The following is a 19,867-nucleotide window of genomic DNA, read 5'->3' as shown; positions in this document are numbered from 1 at the left end:
GTCAAGGCAGAAATGTCAGAAAAATGCAGCGATCCGCACCGAAAGGCGAATTTTTTGTAACGGTCGAATAATTGGCCTGCCCGCAGCTCAGCGGCCTGCCAGCATCCACGCCACAGCCACCCCGAAGGCAAGGCGCCTGAAACGCAAAAAAGCCACGGAACGCTGTGCATCCCGTGGCTTTTTTCTATCTTGCGTCACCCCTGTGCAGGGGCGCGTGTGGCTTAGAAACGGGGATCCGTATCGTCCTCGTCATCCTCGTCATCGCCACCGGCAGGCAGGTTGAAGAAGCTGTCAGCGTCAACCACATCCTCTTCTTCGGCGCGGCTCGGCTTGTCGCTGCCACCGAGGGTAAAGGTCTCCAGACCCTCGATCGCCGACGGCATACGGGGCTCTGCGTCCATCTCCAGCGACTGTTCAGTCGACACCAACTTGCGACGTTCGTCATCGCTCATCACACCACCTTCGGCAGCCTTCTTGGCGGCGGCTTTCTGTACGGCGGCATCCAGTTCGGACTGTTTACACAGGCCCAGCGCGACCGGGTCGATCGGCTGGATATTGGCAATGTTCCAATGGGTCCGCTCGCGGATCGCCTGAATGGTCGGCTTGGTGGTGCCCACCAGCTTGGAAATCTGGCCATCGGACAGCTCAGGGTGGAACTTCACCAGCCAGTAGATCGACGCCGGACGGTCCTGACGCTTGGACAGCGGCGTGTAGCGCGGTCCACGGCGTTTCTCTTCACCGGCAGCAGCCGGGTTGAACTTCAACTTCAGCTTATGCAGCGGGTTGTTTTCGGCCTTATCCACCTCTTCCTGCGTCAGCTGGTTGTTGGCAACCGGGTCGAACCCTTTGACGCCAGCAGCCACATCGCCATCAGCGATGCCCTGGATTTCCAGCTCGTGCATACCGACAAAATCGGCAATCTGTTTGAAGCTGATCGTGGTATTGTCCACCAGCCACACGGCGGTCGCCTTGGCCATCAACGGTTTTGCCATGCGCTCATCTCCTTAGTAACACGGTTGTCCCAGATACATCTTTCCCGTCGCCTGAAAGAGGCTTCCCCGATTTGGGGCGGTTTCCGTTGTCGGGGAACTTCAATTCTATATAGTCGCGATGTTTCTATAAGGAAAGAGGCGAATGCGCGGCATCAAACGGACCCTGAAGGCAGCCCTTATTGCGGTAGCAACTGTCGGACTGGGCATCGCCTTTGCCGCGACATCGCCGAGACAGGCAACAGCCGAAGGCGAGATTGCCGGGCAGTTCGACTACTATGTCCTCAGTCTCAGCTGGTCGCCGAACTGGTGTGCGCTGGAAGGCGATGCCAAACGGTCCGAGCAATGCGACCCCCGCCACGATCATGGCTGGACCCTGCATGGGCTCTGGCCGCAGTTCCATCGTGGCTGGCCGAGCTACTGCCGCACCGCAGAGGCACCGCCGACCCGCCAGCAGACGCAGCAGATGGCCGACATCATGGGGACCTCCGGCCTCGCCTGGCATCAGTGGAAGAAACACGGAACCTGTAGTGGCCTGTCCGCTCGCGAATATTTCGCCCTCTCCCGGCAGGCCTACGCAGAGATCAACCGACCGCGTGCCTTTCGCAGGCTGACCCAAGCCGTGACCCTACCCGCCAGTCTGGTGGAGCAGGCCTTTCTGCAGGACAACCCCGATCTGAAGCCCGACACGCTGACCATCACCTGCCGCAATGGCCACATCCAGGAAGCCCGCATCTGTCTATCCCGCGACCTGAAACCCGTGCCCTGCGGCCGCGATGTGATCCGGGACTGCACGCAGAAAAACGCGGTGTTCGAGCCGATCCGCTAGCGCTGCGATCCGCACGGCCAGACGGCCCCTGCGCCGAAGCACAGGGAGAGGCACCGGGAAATGGCATCCCTCGCGCCATAGTGACCCAATTTGCGCTGCCTTTATGGTAGACTGAGCATATGCACCACTCTGAGAGCACCTCAGATCCGAACCTGTCGTGCTCACCTCCCTTGACCGGACTGCCGCGCACTGCGCGAACCCAAGAGGAATAATCATGGCACGAACCATCGGAAACCCCATCAGCTGGCTGGCAAAATCCGTTGGCCTGACCAGTTCCCATCTCTCCGCTTCGGTGGACCATCTGGGCAGTGACAAGGCAGGCGAGATGCCCCGCGTGCTCCAGCTGGACATGGCAGACCTCGGTGCTGCGCTGCGGGCCGGGTGGCAGGATTTCGCGGCCTGCCGGTCTGATGCAATGGCGCTTGTCTTTCTCTACCCACTGATTGGCGTGGCCTTGGTTGTCCTCAGCCTGTCGATGAACCTCCTGCCGTTGATCCTCCCGCTGGTCCTCGGATTTGCGCTGGTTGGCCCGGTCGCCGCCGTTGGGCTCTATGAGATGTCATCACGCCGCGAGGCCGGTTTCACACCGCGCTGGATGGACGCCTTTGCCGTGCTGCGCTCCCCGGCATTCCTGTCGATCCTGATGCTGGGCCTATATCTGGCCGCGCTCTGCATCCTCTGGCTGACGGTGGCTGCGGCGATCTACAACCGCACGCTCGGGCCCGAGGCCCCGACATCTCTGGCGGCCTTTACCCAGGATATCTTCACCACCGGTGCCGGCTGGGCAATGCTGGTGATCGGCGGCACCGTAGGCGGGATCTTCGCCTTTGCAGCGCTCGCGGTCAGCCTTGTGTCTTTTCCGCTGTTGCTGGACCGGCATGTCGGCCTGCCCATCGCTGTCGCCACATCCCTGCGCGTGGTGCGCCGGAATCTCTGGGTCTCGCTGGTCTGGGGCCTCATTGTCGCGCTTGCGCTGCTGGTCGCTGCGATCCCGATGTTTGCGGGCATGATCGTGGTGGTCCCGGTATTGGGACACGCCACCTGGCATCTCTATCGCCGAGCCGTTGCCTGACACGTGTCGGCGACAACCGCGCCAGCACGATCAGCCCGCGCGGCGGGGCCTACCCCTCGCCGCCGACCTCCAGAACAATCTTGCCGATATGCGCAGAGCTTTCCATCCGTGCATGGGCCGCCGACGCATCTTCCAGGGCAAAGGTCTGGTCCATCACCGGCGCGAATTTCCCTGCCTCGATAAGTGGCCAGACCACCTCGCGCAGATCCCGCGCAATCTGCGCCTTTGCCAGATCGCTCTGTGGTCGCAGTGTTGATCCGGTCAGCGTCAGACGCCGCGCCATGACCTGGGCAAAGTTCAACTCCACCTTCGGACCTGACAGAAACGCGATGTGGACCATGCGGCCATCATCCGCGAGCGCACGCACGTTGCGCGGAATATAGTCGCCGCCCACCATGTCCAGAATCAGATTGGCCCCGCCTTCGCTTTTCATTACCTCGACGAAATCCTCATCGCGGTAATTGATCGCCCGTTCGGCCCCAAGCGTCAGGCACGCCGCACATTTCTCATCTGATCCGGCGGTCGTGAAGACCCGCGCGCCCAGCTGCGAAGCAAGCTGAATCGCAGTTGTTCCGATACCGGATGACCCTCCGTGAACAAGAAACCGCTCCCCGGCCAGCAGGCCCCCGCGGGTAAAGACGTTGGACCAGACGGTGAAACAGGTCTCCGGCAGGCAGGCCGCCTGCTTCATTGACAGCCCCTCAGGCACCGGCAGGCAATGCGCCGCTGGCGTCGCGACATATTCGGCATAGCCGCCGCCGGGTAGCAGCGCACAGACCCGGTCGCCCACAGTCAGCTCGCTGACCCCGGCGCCAATGGCGACCACCTCGCCTGAGGCTTCCAGGCCCGGCAGGTCGCTGGCGGTCGGGGGAGGTGCGTATTTGCCCGCGCGTTGCAGCGCATCCGGGCGATTGACTCCTGCATAGGCCACTTTCAGAACCACCTGCCCATGCGTCGGGGTCGGCATCGGGCGCGCACATCCCTGCAAAACCTCAGGCCCACCCGGCTCGCGAATCTCAATCGCCTGCATCATCTCGGTCATTGGCATTCCTCCGCTGTTGTCACTGCCTAGCAAAGGACGGCTGCCCGTCAAAGACGTTGCATTGGCGCAGGCAACCAGAACGTTGCGCCCATCAGCGCCGCGGGGTCGACCAACTGCCCGGCAGGTCGTCGCGCGCGCTCGGCGCCTTTATCTGCTGGGCCAGCCAGTTCGGCCCCACCAACAGAGGTTTCAGCAACGGGTTGGACTGCATCTGCGCCTTCAGTTTCTCGAACTGCATGACGTTATCGATGCGACGGTCGAGAAACTCCCAGCTGGCTTGGTGGTTCAGACTGTCGTCTCCCAGCCAATAGAGCACGGTCGAAGAATAAACGCCCGCAAGCGATCCCCGCTTGGTGTACCAGTTGATATCCTCCGAAGAATCGCCAAGCGCGGTCCAGATCGCATCCACCGTGCCCCAGATCAGCCGAACACCATCGCCTGCGTATTGTGGCAGCGAAAACAAAGTGGTGCCACGGCGCACGGCCTCCTTATCGTCGACGACCTCCAGCCGCAGACGCACCGCCCGTGCGATCTTGTCGCGAAACCGCAGGCCGGTCATGTCCTCTTGCGCCAATCGCTCAAGCATCAGCTGATCACCACGCCTGTGAAAGGCAACCGCCAGATCTACCGCGCCGCGTGGGCACAACGCCTCCGCCAGCGCCGGGGCAACACCGGCGTCCGCCACCGCTGCAGAGAATGTCGAGGCGCTCCAGCCATCAAAGGGCACATGCAGTAATGCGGCATTCAGCAGCCGCTCGATGGTGTCGCCCGCCTCAGGCACGGAGCGCGGGTCGGTGTGATCCTCAATCGTCATGATATCGCCTTCCGAAATCTCATCTCTCTCTAATCGCAATCGCGTCTTCTGGACACCGGGTATCACCTGCGGCGCGGACAGACACGCCCGGACTGTTCGGCTCAGCGACAATGACGCATCAAACAGCTACAGGAGCATCTGCACCGCCCCTGCCCGGCACTGGACAAGCTAGCACGACCTTGCTATATGGCCAGCTCCTGCAAATCCTTGCAACTCAACTTAGAAAGGTGGTGAAAACCACATGCAGGTTAGTGTTCGCGACAATAACGTCGATCAGGCGCTTCGTGCCCTGAAGAAAAAGCTGCAGCGTGAAGGCGTCTTCCGCGAAATGAAGCTCAAGCAACATTTCGAGAAGCCGTCCGAGAAAAAAGCGCGTGAGAAAGCTGAAGCGATTCGCCGTGCCCGTAAACTGGCACGTAAGAAAGCACAGCGCGAAGGCCTCCTCTGAGCCCTTCGATCCGCAGTTCTGGACGCAAAATTGACGACCCCCGAGGCTTTGCCGCGGGGGTTTGTCGTTTTTGGCCTCCCCAAAAATAGCGAGTGCGACAATCCGTCGCCTATAAAATTAATATTTTATCAAAAAATACACGCAATACGTGTGTTCGTTTCAGGAAAACTGCGCTAGTCTGGTTAATGCACGGGCAGGCTGAAGCGTTTCCCCAGCAGCTGCCCGCTCCATCGGATCTGGAACACCCGGTGGTTTAAACCCGGAGCAGGCAGCGTCTCCCCCCCATCAGGCGCTTGTCTTACCCCCTTACAACCAAGGCATTTGCCGCTCCGGGTTCCTTCTCTCCTCAGAACCCACGGGTAGACAGCGCCCTGACTGCGCTTTCCCTAACAGCCCCGCACCACGCCTGCGCGCCCGCCCGATCAGGCGCAGCCAGGGCCCGGTCCCGGCGGCTGTCCAGACGCGACAAACGGCCTGCCGTCAGTAGATCTTGGGCACATAGAGGTCATCCGGCAGCACCCGGCGTTCGTAATCGGGCTTGTACTCCCGGTCCGGCAGCGAGACCCGTTCGCTCGGCACCTCGCTATATGGAATCTTCGTCAGCAGATGCTCGATACAGTTCAGCCGCTCGCGCTTCTTGTCGTTGCCCTCGACGATATACCAGGGCGCTTCCGGGATATTGGTGCGCTCGAACATATCCTCCTTGGCCTTGGTATACTGCTCCCAGCGGATTCGGCTCTCCAGATCCATCGGCGACAGCTTCCACTGTTTCATCGGATCATGGATCCGCATGAGAAACCGCAGCTGCTGTTCTTCATCGGTGATGGAGAACCAGTATTTCAGCAGGATGATGCCCGACCGAACCAGCATCCGCTCGAATTCGGGAACGTCCTGAAAGAACTGTTCGACCTGGTCATCGCTGGCAAATCCCATGACCCGCTCCACCCCGGCGCGATTGTACCAGGAGCGGTCGAAGAGCACGATTTCACCCGCCGCCGGCAGATACGGCACATAGCGCTGGAAATACCACTGGCTCTGCTCACGGCGGCTGGGGGCGGGCAAGGCCACCACCCGCGCTACCCGCGGGTTCAGGCGCTGGGTGATCCGCTTGATCACCCCGCCCTTGCCTGCGCTGTCGCGGCCCTCAAACAGGATGCAGACCTTTGCCCCAGTGTGCTGGACCCAGTCCTGCACCTTGATCAGCTCCGCCTGCAACCGCAGCAGATTGCGGAAATAGACCTTACGGTCCAGCATCTCCGGATGCTGTGAGCGATAGATCTTGCGCAGCTCCATCGACAGCATCGGTTCGGCGAACTCGATCTCGAAATCTTCGTCCAACGTGTCCTGAAGTTCAGCGTCCAGCCAGTCAAAGGAATCAGGGTCATACTCGCTGGTCACGCTCGGGCTCCTTGGTCGGTTAGTGGTCAGTCACGCGGCAGTAGCAGGCGGATGTGATTGTTTCATGTCACACCATACCGTCGCAGAGATCCGTCGGCACTCCGCGCCGTCACTGCCAACAGGCCATCGCTCCCCGTGGCGCGACCGCCGACAGGGTCAGAACAGGGAATCGAATAATCCGAACGGGCGCAAGGGGGCACGGTGCGAGAAACGCCAATTACGCGCGATGATCACTCAAAATCATGTCAGCTGCCTTTTCCGCGATCATGATTGTGGGGGCATTGGTATTGCCGCTGGGAATCACCGGCATCACACTGGCATCAACCACCCGCAGCCCCGCCACTCCGCGCAGCCGAAGTGCCCCATCCACCGGCGCCGTCTCCTCGATGCCCATCCGCACCGTACAGGTCGGGTGAAATATCGTGGTGCCGATATCACCCGCTGCCTGCATCAGATCCGCCTCCTCATCGGATCCGCCGCCCGGCTTCAGCTCCTCCGGCAGATAGCGGCGCATGGCGGACTGCCCCATGATCGCGCGTGCCTGCCGGATCGCGGCGACCGCGACCTGACGATCGCCTGCGGTTGACAGGTAATTGGGTGCAATACGCGGCGCCTGCATCGGATCGGCGCTGGTGATCGCCACCTCACCCCGGCTTTCGGGCCGCAGGTTGCACACACTCGCCGTCAGCCCCGGAAAGTCATGCAGCGGCTGACCAAATGCCTCCAGCGTCAGGGGCTGCACGTGATACTCCAGATCCGGCGTTGCCAGATCCGGGCGCGACCGTGAAAACGCACCCAGCTGACTGGGCGCCATCGACATCGGGCCAGACCGGCGCAGCGCATATTCGGCAGCGATCTTCACCTTGCCAATCAGCGAGTTTGCCAGCGTGTTCAGCGTCTTTGCCCCGCTCAGCCGCCAGGCGCAGCGCAGCTGCAGATGATCCTGAAGGTTCCGCCCAATCTCAGGTAGGTCACGATGCACCTCGATCCCATGCGCCCGCAGCAGTTCCGCCGGACCCAGGCCAGAGAGTTGCAGGATCTGAGGGCTGTTGATTGCGCCCGCCGACAGCACGATTTCCCCCCGCGTCCGCGCGGTCCTGATCACGCCACCCTGGCTGTACTCCACGCCCACCGCCCGGCCCTCTTCGATCAGAATGCGCCGTGTATGGGCGCCGGTCTCGACCTTCAGTGTCTCGCCGGTGGCAGTCCGCAGAAACGCCTTTGCGGTGTTCATCCGCCAGCCGCCACGCTGATTCACCCGGAAGTAACCGACTCCTTCGTTGTTACCGGTGTTGAAATCCGTGACCTTTGGCAGCCCCCAGTCCGCGGCCGCCTGCATCCAGTCGTCCAGCACATCCCAATGCAGCCGCTGGTTTTCCACCCGCCATTCGCCGCCCGAGCCGTGCAGATCGGACGGCCCTTCGACGTAATCCTCTGACTTCTTGAAATAGGGCAGCACGTCGTCCCAGCCCCAGCCGGTCAGGCCGCGCTGACGCCAGCCGTCATAATCCGCCGCCTGTCCGCGCAGGTACAACATCCCGTTGATGGAGGAACAGCCGCCCAGCACCTTGCCACGCGGATAGATCAGCGCCCGCCCGTTCAGCCCGGCCTCGGCCTCGGTCCGATACATCCAGTCGGTACGCGGATTGTTGATGCAATAGAGATATCCCATCGGGATATGCACCCAATGGTAGTTGTCCCGGCCTCCCGCTTCCAACAGCAGCACGCGCTGCCCTGCGGCACTCAACCGGTTGGCCAGCACACACCCCGCGCTGCCCGCGCCAATGATGATATAGTCCCAGTCCATATGCCCCCGCCCGCGACGATCCTGCCGTCTTGTTCTGCCGGAGCAGTCTTTCCCAGATCACGGAGCCTGACAAGCCGCCCTGCCAAAGGGCCGCTGCCCCGATCAGACCGGCAGCGCCGTGGTCTTGAACACCGTACGCAGCGCAAAGGAGCTTTGCATCTGCGCCACGCCGGGCAGTCGCGTCAGATGCTGGCGATGGATGCGGGCGAAATCATCGGTGTTTTCAGCCACCACCTTCAGGATGTAATCCGCCGTTCCCGCCATCAGATGACATTCAAGCACATCCGGAATGCGTGCCACTGCCTTCTCAAACGCGTCCAGCAGCTCGTCGGCCTGGCTTTGCAGGGTAATCTCCACAAATACCGTTGCGGGCAAGTTCATCTTGCGTGCATCCAGCAGCGCGACATAATTGCGGATATAGCCATCCGCCTCCAGGCGCTGGACCCGTCGGTGGCAGGCCGACGCAGACAGGTTAACCTGTTCGCTCAGCTCTGCGTTGGAGATCCGGCCCTGCTTCTGCAACACCTGCAAGATCCGACGATCCGTGTGATCAAGTGACATATGGTGAAAGATCCTTCGTCAAAGTTACAATATATTCGAAGAACCTTCGATCTGCACCTTTTTAATCTGCCCAAAAAAGAAGCACTTTTCACTGCGCCTGCGGCACAATAGCGCAAGCATGTAGGAGGAGTGATTACATGAAAATCGGATGCCCCACAGAGATCAAGCCGCAGGAATTCCGCGTCGGCATGACGCCGGACGCCGCCCGTGAAGCCGTTAACCACGGACATTCTGTCCTGATCCAGGCCGGTGCTGGCATGGGTGCAGGTTTCACCGATGAGGATTACGTCGCCGCTGGTGCCGCCATCATCGACACCGCCGAAGAGATCTTCGCGACCGCCGACATGATCGTGAAGGTCAAGGAACCCCAGGCCGTTGAGCGCAAGATGCTGCGCGAAGGCCAGCTGCTGTTCACTTATCTGCACCTGGCCCCCGATCCGGAGCAGACAAAGGACCTTCTGGAAAGCGGCTGTACCGCCATCGCCTATGAAACCGTGACCGACGACCGTGGCGGCCTGCCGCTGCTGGCGCCGATGTCCGAAGTGGCCGGCCGTCTGGCCCCGCAGGTTGGCGCATACACCCTGCAAAAGGCAAACGGTGGCCGTGGCGTTCTGATGGGCGGCGTGCCCGGCGTGGCCCCCGCCAAGGTTGTTGTGATCGGCGGCGGTGTGGTCGGCACCCATGCGGCCAAGATCGCTGCGGGCATGGGCGCAGATGTCACTATTCTCGACCGGTCGCTCACACGCCTGAAGTACCTCGACGATGTCTTCGGTCGCGACTTCAAGAACCAGTATTCCACCGCTGGTGCCACCGCTGAGCTGGTCCGTGACGCCGATATGGTGATCGGTGCGGTTCTGATCCCCGGTGCCGCGGCGCCGAAACTGGTCTCCCGTGCACAGCTCAGCGAGATGAAGCCGGGTGCGGTTCTGGTCGACGTCGCTATCGACCAGGGCGGCTGCTTCGAGACCTCCAGAGCCACCACCCACGCCGACCCGATCTACGAAGTCGACGGCATCATGCACTACTGCGTGGCCAACATGCCGGGCGCCGTCGCGCGCACCTCGACCCAGGCCCTGGGCAATGCGACCCTGCCCTTCATGCTGAACCTCGCCAACAAAGGATGGAAACAGGCCTGCGCCGATGATCCGCACCTGCTGAACGGTCTGAACGTCCACGCGGGCAAGCTGACCTATTTCGCCGTCGGCAAGGCACTGGGTATCGACGTCGTCTCCCCACAACTGATGATCAAGTAACACCTCCCTCACACTTGGCATCAGCCTGAACAAGGCCCCGCAATCGCGGGGCCTTGTCGCATTTTCAGCAGGTTTGATCCGCCGCAGAAATAATTCTGTAAGCGCCACTAGACAATCGGTCTAGTCAGCTTATGTCTAGCGTCATGAGTGAGACACGCCTGCAAATTCTGGACACCGGCCGCAAGCTGACCGCACAGCGCGGCTACACCTCGGTTGGCCTGACCGAGCTGCTGAGCACGGCGCAGGTGCCCAAAGGCTCCTTCTATCACTATTTCGCCTCGAAAGAGGATTATGGCTGCGCGCTCCTGCGCCACTATGTTGATCAATATCGGCTGGAGCTCCGGCACACGCTGAATGATCCCGAACAATCGGGGCGGGATCAGGTGCTGGGCTATTTCCGCTGCTGGAAAGATCGCCAGATCTCCGGCAACGCAGAGCAGAAATGCCTGATCGTGAAGCTAGCAGCAGAAGTGTCCGATCTGTCCGCCGACATGCGCGCGATCCTGCAACACGGCGTTGAATCGATCGTCGCCCGCCTGTCCGACTGCCTTCGCGGCGCGCAGGCGGATGGGTCTTTGGCCACCAGTGTCGATCCCGACCAGACCGCCACAACCCTCTACCAGATCTGGCTGGGCGCCAGCCTCATGGCACATCTGTCCCAGGACGGCGCGCCGGTTGAAACCGCCATGTCCCAGACCCTGATCATGCTCCCACCACCGCAGAGCTGATCCGCGCCAAAAAAATTTTCCAACCACTAGACGATCGGTCTAGTTCGCAACTTCATCAGAGAGGAACCATCCCATGCCACAGTCCGACAGCACCAACCGCAAATTCGTCCTCGCAGAGCGCCCCAAGGGTGAGCCGACCGACAGCACCCTGCGCCTGGAAACCAGCGACATCCCGACCCCCGGCGAAGGCCAGATGCTGCTGCGCAACGAATACCTGTCGCTGGACCCCTACATGCGCGGCCGGATGAGCAGCGCCCCGTCTTATGCCGCTCCGGTCGAAATCGGAGAGGTCATGGTGGGCGGCACCGTTGCCCAGGTCGTGACCTCCAACCTTCAAGGGTACGAACCGGGCGACTGGGTTGTCGCCTTCGGCGGCTGGCAGGACTATGCACTGTCTGATGGCACCCTCACCATCAATATGGGCAAGACCCCGCAGAACCCCTCCTGGGCGCTTGGTGTTCTGGGCATGCCCGGTCTCACCGCCTGGGCGGGTCTCACCCAGATCGGGCAGCCAAAGGAAGGCGAAACACTGGTGGTCGCAGGCGCCAGCGGACCCGTGGGCGCGACCGTTGGCCAGATCGGCAAGATCCTCGGTTTGCGCGTTGTCGGCATCGCCGGCGGGGCCGAAAAATGCCAGCATGTCGTCGACACTTTGGGCTTTGATGCCTGCATAGATTACAAGACTGATAGCTTTGCCGACGATCTCGCCAAGGCGGTCCCGGATGGCATCGACATCTATTTCGAGAACGTCGGCGGTGCAGTCTTCGATGCGGTGATGCCGCTGTTGAACCCCTCGGCTCGGATCCCGCTCTGCGGCCTCATCTCCCAGTATAATGCCACCGCCCTGCCCGAAGGCCCCGACCGGATGAACTATCTGATGGGCCAGCTGCTGCGCAAGCGCATCACCATGCGCGGCTTCATTGTCTTTGACGATTTCGGCCACCTCTACCCGGAGTTCGCCAAGCAGATGACCGGCTGGGTACAGGACGGCAAAGTGAAATACCGCGAGGAAATGATCGAAGGTCTGGAACAAGCGCCCGCCGCATTCGTTGGTCTCCTGAGAGGCGAGGCCTTTGGCAAACGCGTCATTCACCTCGCCGACTGATCTGAACCTCATATGGAAAGGAGACCCGAGATGAAAATCCTGATGGTTCTCACATCCCACGACCAACTGGGCGACACGGGCGAAAAAACCGGCTTCTGGCTGGAGGAATTCGCCGCCCCCTACTACGTGTTCAAAGATGCCGGAGCCGAAGTCACGCTGGCCTCGCCCAAGGGCGGCCAGCCGCCACTTGACCCCAAAAGCGACGATGACAGCGCCCAGACCGAAGCCACCCGCCGGTTCAAGGACGATCCCGCCGCACAGGGCGCCTTGGCCAACACCAAGGTGCTGTCCGAGGTGACAGACGCAGGTTTCGATGCGATCTTCTACCCCGGTGGCCACGGCCCGCTCTGGGATCTGGCCGAAGACGCCGACAGCCGCCGCCTGATCGAAGGGTTCGCCCGGAGCGACCGCCCGGTCGGCGCCGTCTGCCACGCCCCGGCCGTGTTCCGCCACACCGAGGGGGCCGATGGCAAACCGCTGGTGGCGGGCAAGCGTGTCACCGGATTCACCAACACCGAGGAAGAGGCCGTTGGCCTCACCGATGTGGTGCCCTTCCTGGTCGAGGACATGCTGAAAGCCAATGGCGGCCTGTATGAAAAACAGGACGACTGGGCGGAATTTGCCATCATCGACGGCAAGCTGGTCACCGGACAGAACCCGGCCTCCTCCGAGGATGCAGCCCGCAAGCTGATGTCGCTTCTCTAACGACGCGCGAAAGACCACCAATAAAAAGGCCGCCCTCCATCACGGGGGGCGGCCTTTTCCGGTCTCGCAGAACAGCGCGATCAGATCGCTTCTTTCATGCTTTCTTCCAGATAGATCTCGCGCAGGCGCTTGGCGATCGGGCCCGGCGTACCATCGCCCAGCGCTACACCATCAATTTCAACAACCGGCATCACGAAAGCAGAAGCCGAGGTGGTAAAGGCCTCATCCGCCGCCTTGGCTTCCTCGATGGTGAACAGGCGCTCTTCCACTTTCAGCTGCGCCTCTTCCGCCATGCGCAGAACCGCCTTGCGAGTGATGCCGTGCAGAATGTCATTGGACAGCGGGCGGGTGACGATCACGCCATCCTTGACGAAATAGGCGTTGTTCGACGTCCCCTCGGTCACATGACCATCCTCGATCATCCAGGCGTCATCTGCGCCGGCCTTCTTGGCCATCATCTTGCCCATGGAGGGGTAGAGCAGCTGCACGGTCTTGATGTCGCGACGGCCCCAGCGGATGTCCTCGATCGAGATGATCTTGGCGCCTTTCTTGGCTGCCGGGCTGTCCGCAAGACCGGGTTTGTTCTGGGTAAACAGCACCAGCGTCGGCTGGGTATCGGCAGAGGGGAACACAAAATCACGATCCCCGTCCGAGCCACGGCTGACCTGCAGATAGACCAGGCCTTCCTCGATACCGTTCAGTTCAACCAGCTTGCGGTGGATCTCCAGCAGCTCTTCCTTCGAGCAGGGCTCCGCCATCTCCAGCTCATCCAGCGAGCGCTTCAGACGCACGGCGTGACCTTCGAAATCGATCAGCTTGCCGCCCAGAACCGACGTCACCTCATAGACCGCATCCGCCATCAGAAAGCCGCGGTCAAAAATGGAGACCTTGGCTTCGGTCTCGGGCAGGTATTCGCCATTCACATATACGGTACGGGTCATCTTGGTCTCCTTAACCCCACAAGGCTGCGTTCGGCGGGTGCACGCCGGCTGCGTCGAAATTCAACGGTTCCTCGCGGTCTTCGGCCAGAAGCAGCGGCCCGTCAAGGTCCGTGACCACCGCACCCTGCGCCACCAGTGTCGCAGGGGCCATCGCCAGAGACGATCCCACCATGCAGCCCACCATCACATCAAAGCCCCGCGCCAGTGCCGCCTCGCGCAGTTTCAGCGCTTCGGTCAGCCCGCCGGTCTTGTCCAGCTTGATATTGATGACATCATATTTCCCTTCAAGCGCAGCAAGGCTCTCACGGTCATGGCAGCTCTCATCGGCGCAGACCGGCACCGGCCGCTCCATCCCTAACAGGGCCTCATCCTCTCCCGCGGGCAGCGGCTGTTCAACCAGCGCCACACCCAGCCGCACCAGATGCGGGGCAAGATCGGCATAGACCTCCGCGCTCCACCCCTCATTGGCATCAACGATGATCCGCGCATCAGGCGCACCCGCGCGCACGGCTTCCAGGCGGGCCATATCGTCAGCGGTCCCCAGCTTGATCTTCAGAAGCGGACGATAGGCATTCTTCGCTGCCTGCGCCTGCATGTTCTCGGGGCTATCAAGCGACAGCGTATAGGCGGTGATCTCGGGCTTTGGCTCCGGCAGACCTGCCAGCTCCCAGACGCGCTTGCCCGCCCGTTTCGCTTCCAGATCCCATAGCGCACAATCCACTGCGTTGCGCGCCGCGCCCGCAGGCAGGAGCGATTGCAGCTCTTCACGACCAAATGTCTCGGGCAGACCTTCAATCTCGGCAGTGACACTCTCAAGCGTCTCGCCATAGCGCGCATAGGGCACACATTCGCCCCAGCCCGTCATACCATCCTGCTCAATGCGGACCGTCAGCACCTTGGCCTCGGTGCGCGAGCCGCGGGAGATGGTAAAGACCTGCGCCAGCTTGAAGGTATCGGGGGTCACGCTGATCTGCATGGCTGTCTCCATCACTGCGGTTTTAGTCAATCTCTATTTGGTCAAATCCGACCGCGCGGGATCCAACCGGACAAGGCGCCGGCAAGGACGCAGGCCCCGGATGTCATCTTTCCCGAAATACTCCCGCCGGAGGCTCCGATCCTGTCGGACCACCCCGGCGACAGCAAGGTTAGATCACACCGCGTTCAGCGCGTCCACCAGACGGCCAGCGCCATGGCGATAGGGGTCAACCGCAGGCAGACCCATCCGCGCCTCGACCTCGGCGAGGTAGGATTTCGCCTCTTCCTCGCTCAAATGCTGGGTGTTGACGGAAATGCCGACAACCTTGCAGTCCGGGTTGGAAACCTGCGCCAGCGGCAGCGCGGTATCACGCAGCTGCTCCAGGCTCGGCAGCTTATATCCCGGCAGGCCACGCATATGCTCACGGGTCGGCTCATGGCACAGGATCAGCGCATCCGGCTGCCCACCATGCACCAGTGCCATGGTCACCCCGGAATACGACACGTGAAACAAAGAGCCCTGACCTTCGATCAGATCCCAGTGGTCGTCTTCATTGTCCGGCGTCAGATACTCGACGGCACCGGCCATGAAATCCGCAATCACGGCATCCAGCGGCACGCCCTGGCCGGTGATCAGAATACCCGTCTGACCCGTCGCGCGGAAGGACGACTTCATCCCGCGTTCCTGCATCTCGGCATCCATCGCCAGCGCGGTATACATCTTGCCGACCGAACAATCCGTGCCAACCGCCAGACAGCGCTTGCCGCTGCGCTTCACCCCATTGGCGATCGGATAGCCAACAGTGGGCACGCGCACATCATGCAGGGTGCCGCCATGGGTCTGGGCAGCTGCCACCAGATCGCCCTCATCGCGCAGCAGGTTGTGCAGGCCAGACGCCAGATCATAGCCCATCTCGAGGGCCGCAATCAGCACCTCTTTCCACGCCGGAGAGATCACGCCGCCCCGGTTGGCAACACCGATCACCAGCGTCTTGGCACCGGCGGCCTTGGCCTCTGCCAGCGTCATGTCGGTCAGCCCCAGATCGGCACCACAGCCTGGCAGGCGGATCTGGCCCACCGCATGGTCGGGCCGCCAGTCACGGATACCGATGGCCACCTTGGCAGCCAGCATATCGGGCGCGTCGCCCAGAAACAGCAGATACGGGGTCTCGATCATGGCGGGGCCTCCTGAGTAAAAGTCGAGTTCCGCGCGAGTGTAAGAGAGCCGCTCTGCGAGAGGCTCCCGAATTCCACGCAATATCCGCAGGTCAACGCAGATTTCTTCGACGTTTTCGCGAATTACACGAAGATTGTTCGATCCTCGCGAAGGATGCGCGCGTTCCTTGCTTGGTTGCGCCCGCAGGCACGCGTCAGAGCTGCCGCTTTCTGCATCTGCAATGCTGCGCTTGCACAAATTCCTTGCAGGTCGGATCGTAATTTAATACCAAAACAGAAGGAAAATTTGACACTTCATTACCCAAAGGTCACCAGCATGAGTTTTCGCATCCAACCCGCCGCCCCGGCCCGCCCCAACCGTTGCCAGTTGTTCGGCCCCGGCTCCAACACCAAGCTCTTTCCCAAAATGGCGGCCTCGGCAGCGGATGTGATCAACCTCGATCTAGAAGATTCGGTAGCCCCCTCCGACAAGGACAGCGCCCGCGCCAATGTGATCGAGGCCCTGAACACGGTCGATTGGGGCAACAAATACATGTCGGTGCGCATCAACGGGCTGGATACGCCCTATTGGTATCGCGATGTTGTGGATCTTTTGGAACAGGCCGGTGACCGCCTCGATCAGATCATGATCCCCAAGGTGGGCTGCGCTGAAGACGTCTATGCGGTCGACGCGCTGGTCACCGCCATTGAACGCGCCAAGGGCCGCAGCAAACCGGTATCCTTTGAGGTGATCATCGAATCCGCTGCGGGCATCGCCCATGTCGAAGCCATCGCCGCCAGCAGCCCGCGCCTTCAGGCCATGTCGCTGGGTGCGGCGGATTTCGCGGCCTCGATGGGCATGCAGACCACCGGCATCGGCGGCACGCAGGAAGACTACTACATGCTGCGCGCGGGCGAAAAACACTGGTCCGATCCCTGGCACTGGGCGCAGGCCGCCATCGTTGCCGCCTGTCGCACCCATGGCATCCTGCCGGTGGACGGTCCATTCGGAGATTTCTCTGATGACGAGGGCTATATCGCCCAGGCCAAACGCTCCGCCACGCTGGGGATGGTCGGGAAATGGGCCATCCACCCCAAACAGATCGCACTGGCCAATCAGGTCTTCACCCCGTCGCAAGAGGCAGTCTCCGAGGCCCGCGAAATCCTTGCCGCAATGGAAACCGCCAAGGCCAACGGCGAAGGCGCCACCGTCTACAAGGGTCGCCTGGTCGATATCGCCTCGATCAAACAGGCCGAGGTGATTGTCGCCCAATCGGACCTGATCGCCAGCAACAGCTGACCCAGAAAGCCGGGAGCGCAACCGCGCTCCCGCCCAACCACAGGCGCAGATCATGACCGACCTCACGCTCATCCATACGGCCGACGTCCATGTGGCAACCTTCGAGGCGCTGGCCGGCTCGGCAAAACTGCACCACATTGTCCGCCCCGACTGGCTGGAACGGGCGCAAAATGGCATCGACGACACCCTGCGCGAGGAGGTCACCGCCGAGATCCGCCAGGTCACCGGTCCCGCCCTGTGCACCTGCACCACGCTGGGCGAGCTGGCGGAAACCGCTGGCGCCACGCGACTCGACTGGCCGATGATGCAGGTCGCCGCCCAGATCGGCGGTCCGGTGCTGCTCGCCTACTGCCTGGACAGCACCCGCGCGGCCTCCACTGCGCTGCTCGAACGCGCCTTCGCCCAAAACGGCCAGACCGCCGAGATCCGCAGCCTGCCGCTGACCGGCCTCTGGCCTCATTTCACCAATGGCAACAGCGAGTTGTTCCACACCGAGATCGCCACCTGGATCAGCACAAGCCTGGCCTTGGTGGCTGATACCGCCTGTGTGGTCCTGGCGCAGGCCTCGATGGCCGGGGCTGCTGATCTCGTGAAAACGGAGATCCCCGTACTGGCCTCCCCTGCCATCGCCATGCGCGCCACCCTGGCCGAAAGGTGACAGCAGCCCTGTCACCTTTCCTCAAATACTCAAAAATACCACCACCCCGGCGCTTAGGCCCGCAGATCCTTGGGTGATCCCATGACCACATAGGTGGTGATCGAAGTGACATAAGGCGACGTGCCCAGAATATCGGTGTGAAACTTCTTGTAACTTGGCAGATCTGCGCATTCGACCCGCAGCAGATATTCGATGGTGCCGGTGATATTGTGGCACTCCACCACCTCCGGCGCCTGTCGCATCGCAACCTCAAAGGCCTCCTGCGCCTCCTTGGTGTGTTCGCCAAGGCCAACGCCGATATAAGTGACAAACCCCACGCCCAGCGCCTGACGGTTCAACACCGCACGGTAGCCGGTGATGAGACCGCTGCGCTCCATCTCTTGTACCCGGCGCAGACAGGCGGAGGGCGACAGACCAACCCGGCCGGCGAGCTCCAGATTGCTGATCCGCCCGTCCCGGGTTAGCTCACGCAATATCTTGTCGTTTATCTGATCAAGTTTCGCCATTTGTTGCAAAACATGATCCATTCACGCAGAGAACGCAATTTCATTCACGCCGAGACCCTGCATTTTCATCGCCATGACTTATGAACTCTTCCTCGCCCTTGCGGCTTTTGTCTTCGGCACTGTTTTCACGCCCGGTCCCAACAATCTAATGTTGATGGCCTCAGGCGCCAATTTCGGTTTCCAGCGCACCCTGCCACATCTTCTTGGCGTGGCGATCGGCTTTCCGCTGATGATCCTGCCGGTGGGCCTTGGCGTGATGCAGCTGTTCGACGCCTTCCCGCCACTCACCTGGATCATGACCGCCCTGTCGGTGGCCTATATGCTCTGGCTGGCCTGGAAGGTCGCCAATGCGGCCCCGCCGCAGGACGGCGAGGCACAGGGCACGCCGCTCAGCTTTCTTCAGGCCTGTGCCTTCCAATGGGTCAACCCAAAGGCCTGGGCAATGGCACTCGGCGCGATCACCCTCTATGCAGCCAGCCGCGATGTGACGGCGATCCTCTGGGTATCGGGCACCTATCTGCTGATTGGCTGTTTCTCAGCCTCGACCTGGACCATCCTGGGTCAGCAACTGCGACGGCTGCTGACCCGGCCCGCCCAGCTGCGGGCATTCAACTGGACCATGGCGGCGCTGCTGTTGGCCTCGCTGGCCGCGATCCTGCTACAGGGCTGACACTCACTTCAGCGGCAGGCAGATTTCGGTCAGCAGCTCCTCCGGCGCGACCTGATGCGGATCATTGAGATAGATCTCGTAACAGGGCGCATCGGCCGGCTCTTCCTGCGACTGCGGTAACCAGGCCCCGAACAGATCGCCATAGGCCGCATGGATCCCGGAGTATGGCCCCTTGTAAGTCAGGACTGCGGTCTTGCCGCCGGGCAAGACAACCTCTTCCATCCCCTCCGGCAGGACGCTGTCATCGGCCGTGCTGGCCCCGGCGAAGCTGCGCAGCTCCGCATCCGGAACAGCATCCGGACTGTCGAGGTAGACACCGATCATCTGGCGCATCTGCGGCCAGAGATTGCGCGCCGTACAAAGCGCGGAAAAGGCCTCGAAACTGCGACCAATCTCGCTATAGGCGCCTTTGTGGGCGAGCGCGGCCAGCCTGCGGCCGGGTTCGGTGCGAAGGGTAACGGGTAACATGGGTTCTCCTTTGGCAATCAGATTGGGATTTGGCGGCAGAAGACGGCCTCTTTTGCGAAACGCAGCGGGCGACACCCCATAGGCATCGGCGAAAACACGGGCAAAAGAACGTGGATTGGGATAGCCGGCAGCCTCGCCGATACGCTCGATCCGCGCGCTGCCCTGCACCAGAGCGGTCGCCGCCAGATGCAGCCGGATACGGCGCACCGCCTGCGCGCAGGTTTCCCCGGTCAGGGCGCGAAACACCCGGTGCCAATGGAACCGCGACATCGCCGCGACATCCGCCAGCGCATCCAGCGACAGATCCCCATCGGGGTTGTCGTAGATATACGCCAGCACACGCAGAATGCGGTCCTCATAGGAGTTGCTCATCGGAAAACGTCCCTCTTCTGACCGGTTTTGGGTGCCATAGCAGCACTTCACAAATCTTGCTGAGTTGCATC

21 protein-coding genes are annotated in these 19,867 nt (G+C 61.6%); 10 read left to right on the top strand and 11 right to left on the bottom strand.

Annotated features, from left to right (window positions below; genetic code table 11):
* Positions 1 to 221: 221 nt before the first annotated feature.
* Entirely contained in the window at positions 222 to 992 is a 771-nt protein-coding gene (locus WLQ66_RS12645) for a DUF1013 domain-containing protein (protein ID WP_340546702.1), read from the bottom strand.
* Between the two features lie 142 nt (positions 993 to 1,134).
* Here WLQ66_RS12645 and WLQ66_RS12640 point away from each other — a divergent pair, with 142 nt between their 5' ends.
* Together WLQ66_RS12640 and WLQ66_RS12635 are read left to right on the top strand one after the other, a co-directional pair.
* A complete protein-coding gene (locus tag WLQ66_RS12640; protein WP_340546701.1) occupies positions 1,135 to 1,818 on the top strand; it encodes a ribonuclease T2 family protein in 684 nt (227 codons plus the stop codon).
* 214 nt (positions 1,819 to 2,032) lie between these two features.
* Complete coding sequence (locus WLQ66_RS12635; RefSeq protein WP_340546700.1) at positions 2,033 to 2,890, top strand: DUF2189 domain-containing protein; 858 nt, start codon at positions 2,033 to 2,035, stop codon at positions 2,888 to 2,890.
* 49 nt (positions 2,891 to 2,939) lie between these two features.
* Here the strand turns inward: WLQ66_RS12635 and WLQ66_RS12630 are convergent, their stop codons facing one another.
* Positions 2,940 to 3,932: an NAD(P)H-quinone oxidoreductase gene (locus WLQ66_RS12630; protein WP_340546699.1), complete on the bottom strand. Its 993-nt coding sequence runs from the start codon at positions 3,930 to 3,932 to the stop codon at positions 2,940 to 2,942.
* Positions 3,933 to 4,023: 91 nt separating this feature from the next.
* Positions 4,024 to 4,746 (bottom strand): COQ9 family protein, encoded by a 723-nt coding sequence (locus WLQ66_RS12625; protein ID WP_340546698.1) that lies wholly within the window; start codon positions 4,744 to 4,746, stop codon positions 4,024 to 4,026.
* Positions 4,747 to 4,987: 241 nt separating this feature from the next.
* Here WLQ66_RS12625 and rpsU point away from each other — a divergent pair, with 241 nt between their 5' ends.
* Entirely contained in the window at positions 4,988 to 5,194 is a 207-nt protein-coding gene (gene rpsU, locus WLQ66_RS12620) for a 30S ribosomal protein S21 (RefSeq protein ID WP_005614280.1), read from the top strand.
* Positions 5,195 to 5,674: 480 nt separating this feature from the next.
* Here the strand turns inward: rpsU and ppk2 are convergent, their stop codons facing one another.
* From ppk2 to WLQ66_RS12605, 3 genes are all read right to left on the bottom strand, one after another.
* The gene (gene ppk2, locus WLQ66_RS12615; RefSeq protein WP_340546697.1) at positions 5,675 to 6,592 is read right to left on the bottom strand and encodes a polyphosphate kinase 2; all 918 of its coding nucleotides are present in this window, start codon (positions 6,590 to 6,592) and stop codon (positions 5,675 to 5,677) included.
* 217 nt (positions 6,593 to 6,809) lie between these two features.
* The gene (locus WLQ66_RS12610) at positions 6,810 to 8,399 is read right to left on the bottom strand and encodes a GMC family oxidoreductase (protein ID WP_340546696.1); all 1,590 of its coding nucleotides are present in this window, start codon (positions 8,397 to 8,399) and stop codon (positions 6,810 to 6,812) included.
* Positions 8,400 to 8,501: 102 nt separating this feature from the next.
* Positions 8,502 to 8,960, bottom strand: a complete 459-nt coding sequence (locus WLQ66_RS12605; RefSeq protein ID WP_014875917.1) for an Lrp/AsnC family transcriptional regulator — start codon at positions 8,958 to 8,960, stop codon at positions 8,502 to 8,504.
* 137 nt (positions 8,961 to 9,097) lie between these two features.
* Here WLQ66_RS12605 and ald point away from each other — a divergent pair, with 137 nt between their 5' ends.
* From ald to WLQ66_RS12585, 4 genes are all read left to right on the top strand, one after another.
* Positions 9,098 to 10,213: an alanine dehydrogenase gene (gene ald, locus WLQ66_RS12600; RefSeq protein ID WP_340546695.1), complete on the top strand. Its 1,116-nt coding sequence runs from the start codon at positions 9,098 to 9,100 to the stop codon at positions 10,211 to 10,213.
* 143 nt (positions 10,214 to 10,356) lie between these two features.
* Positions 10,357 to 10,941, top strand: a complete 585-nt coding sequence (locus tag WLQ66_RS12595; protein WP_340546694.1) for a TetR/AcrR family transcriptional regulator — start codon at positions 10,357 to 10,359, stop codon at positions 10,939 to 10,941.
* Between the two features lie 73 nt (positions 10,942 to 11,014).
* Positions 11,015 to 12,046 carry an NADPH-dependent curcumin/dihydrocurcumin reductase gene (gene curA, locus WLQ66_RS12590; protein WP_340546693.1) on the top strand — a complete coding sequence of 344 codons (1,032 nt, stop codon included), beginning with the start codon at positions 11,015 to 11,017 and terminating at the stop codon, positions 12,044 to 12,046.
* A gap of 30 nt (positions 12,047 to 12,076) precedes the next feature.
* Positions 12,077 to 12,751: a type 1 glutamine amidotransferase domain-containing protein gene (locus WLQ66_RS12585; RefSeq protein ID WP_340546692.1), complete on the top strand. Its 675-nt coding sequence runs from the start codon at positions 12,077 to 12,079 to the stop codon at positions 12,749 to 12,751.
* An 80-nt stretch (positions 12,752 to 12,831) separates the two neighbouring features.
* On the opposite strand, the gene WLQ66_RS12580 is transcribed toward WLQ66_RS12585, so the two are convergent.
* From WLQ66_RS12580 to dgcN, 3 genes are all read right to left on the bottom strand, one after another.
* The gene (locus tag WLQ66_RS12580; RefSeq protein ID WP_340546691.1) at positions 12,832 to 13,692 is read right to left on the bottom strand and encodes a D-amino-acid transaminase; all 861 of its coding nucleotides are present in this window, start codon (positions 13,690 to 13,692) and stop codon (positions 12,832 to 12,834) included.
* A gap of 10 nt (positions 13,693 to 13,702) precedes the next feature.
* Positions 13,703 to 14,668: an N-acetyl-D-Glu racemase DgcA gene (gene dgcA, locus WLQ66_RS12575; RefSeq protein ID WP_340546690.1), complete on the bottom strand. Its 966-nt coding sequence runs from the start codon at positions 14,666 to 14,668 to the stop codon at positions 13,703 to 13,705.
* A 174-nt stretch (positions 14,669 to 14,842) separates the two neighbouring features.
* Complete coding sequence (dgcN, locus tag WLQ66_RS12570; RefSeq protein ID WP_340546689.1) at positions 14,843 to 15,844, bottom strand: N-acetyltransferase DgcN; 1,002 nt, start codon at positions 15,842 to 15,844, stop codon at positions 14,843 to 14,845.
* 315 nt (positions 15,845 to 16,159) lie between these two features.
* On the opposite strand from dgcN, the gene WLQ66_RS12565 reads away from it, so the two are divergent.
* Positions 16,160 to 17,122 (top strand): L-malyl-CoA/beta-methylmalyl-CoA lyase, encoded by a 963-nt coding sequence (locus WLQ66_RS12565; RefSeq protein ID WP_340546688.1) that lies wholly within the window; start codon positions 16,160 to 16,162, stop codon positions 17,120 to 17,122.
* Positions 17,123 to 17,174: 52 nt separating this feature from the next.
* Positions 17,175 to 17,780, top strand: coding sequence for a hypothetical protein (locus WLQ66_RS12560; protein ID WP_340546687.1), 606 nt, complete (start codon positions 17,175 to 17,177; stop codon positions 17,778 to 17,780).
* 53 nt (positions 17,781 to 17,833) lie between these two features.
* On the opposite strand, the gene WLQ66_RS12555 is transcribed toward WLQ66_RS12560, so the two are convergent.
* Positions 17,834 to 18,286 (bottom strand): Lrp/AsnC family transcriptional regulator, encoded by a 453-nt coding sequence (locus tag WLQ66_RS12555; protein WP_340546686.1) that lies wholly within the window; start codon positions 18,284 to 18,286, stop codon positions 17,834 to 17,836.
* A 73-nt stretch (positions 18,287 to 18,359) separates the two neighbouring features.
* On the opposite strand from WLQ66_RS12555, the gene WLQ66_RS12550 reads away from it, so the two are divergent.
* A complete protein-coding gene (locus WLQ66_RS12550) occupies positions 18,360 to 18,956 on the top strand; it encodes a LysE family translocator (protein ID WP_340546685.1) in 597 nt (198 codons plus the stop codon).
* Positions 18,957 to 18,959: 3 nt separating this feature from the next.
* On the opposite strand, the gene WLQ66_RS12545 is transcribed toward WLQ66_RS12550, so the two are convergent.
* Entirely contained in the window at positions 18,960 to 19,796 is an 837-nt protein-coding gene (locus tag WLQ66_RS12545) for an AraC family transcriptional regulator (protein ID WP_340546684.1), read from the bottom strand.
* Positions 19,797 to 19,867 lie beyond the last annotated feature (71 nt).

The organism is Phaeobacter sp. A36a-5a, assembly GCF_037911135.1.
In the GTDB taxonomy this organism is placed as follows: domain Bacteria; phylum Pseudomonadota; class Alphaproteobacteria; order Rhodobacterales; family Rhodobacteraceae; genus Phaeobacter; species Phaeobacter bryozoorum.
Note: the sequence above shows the minus strand (reverse complement) of the source record. Positions and strands in the feature narration are given on the sequence as shown.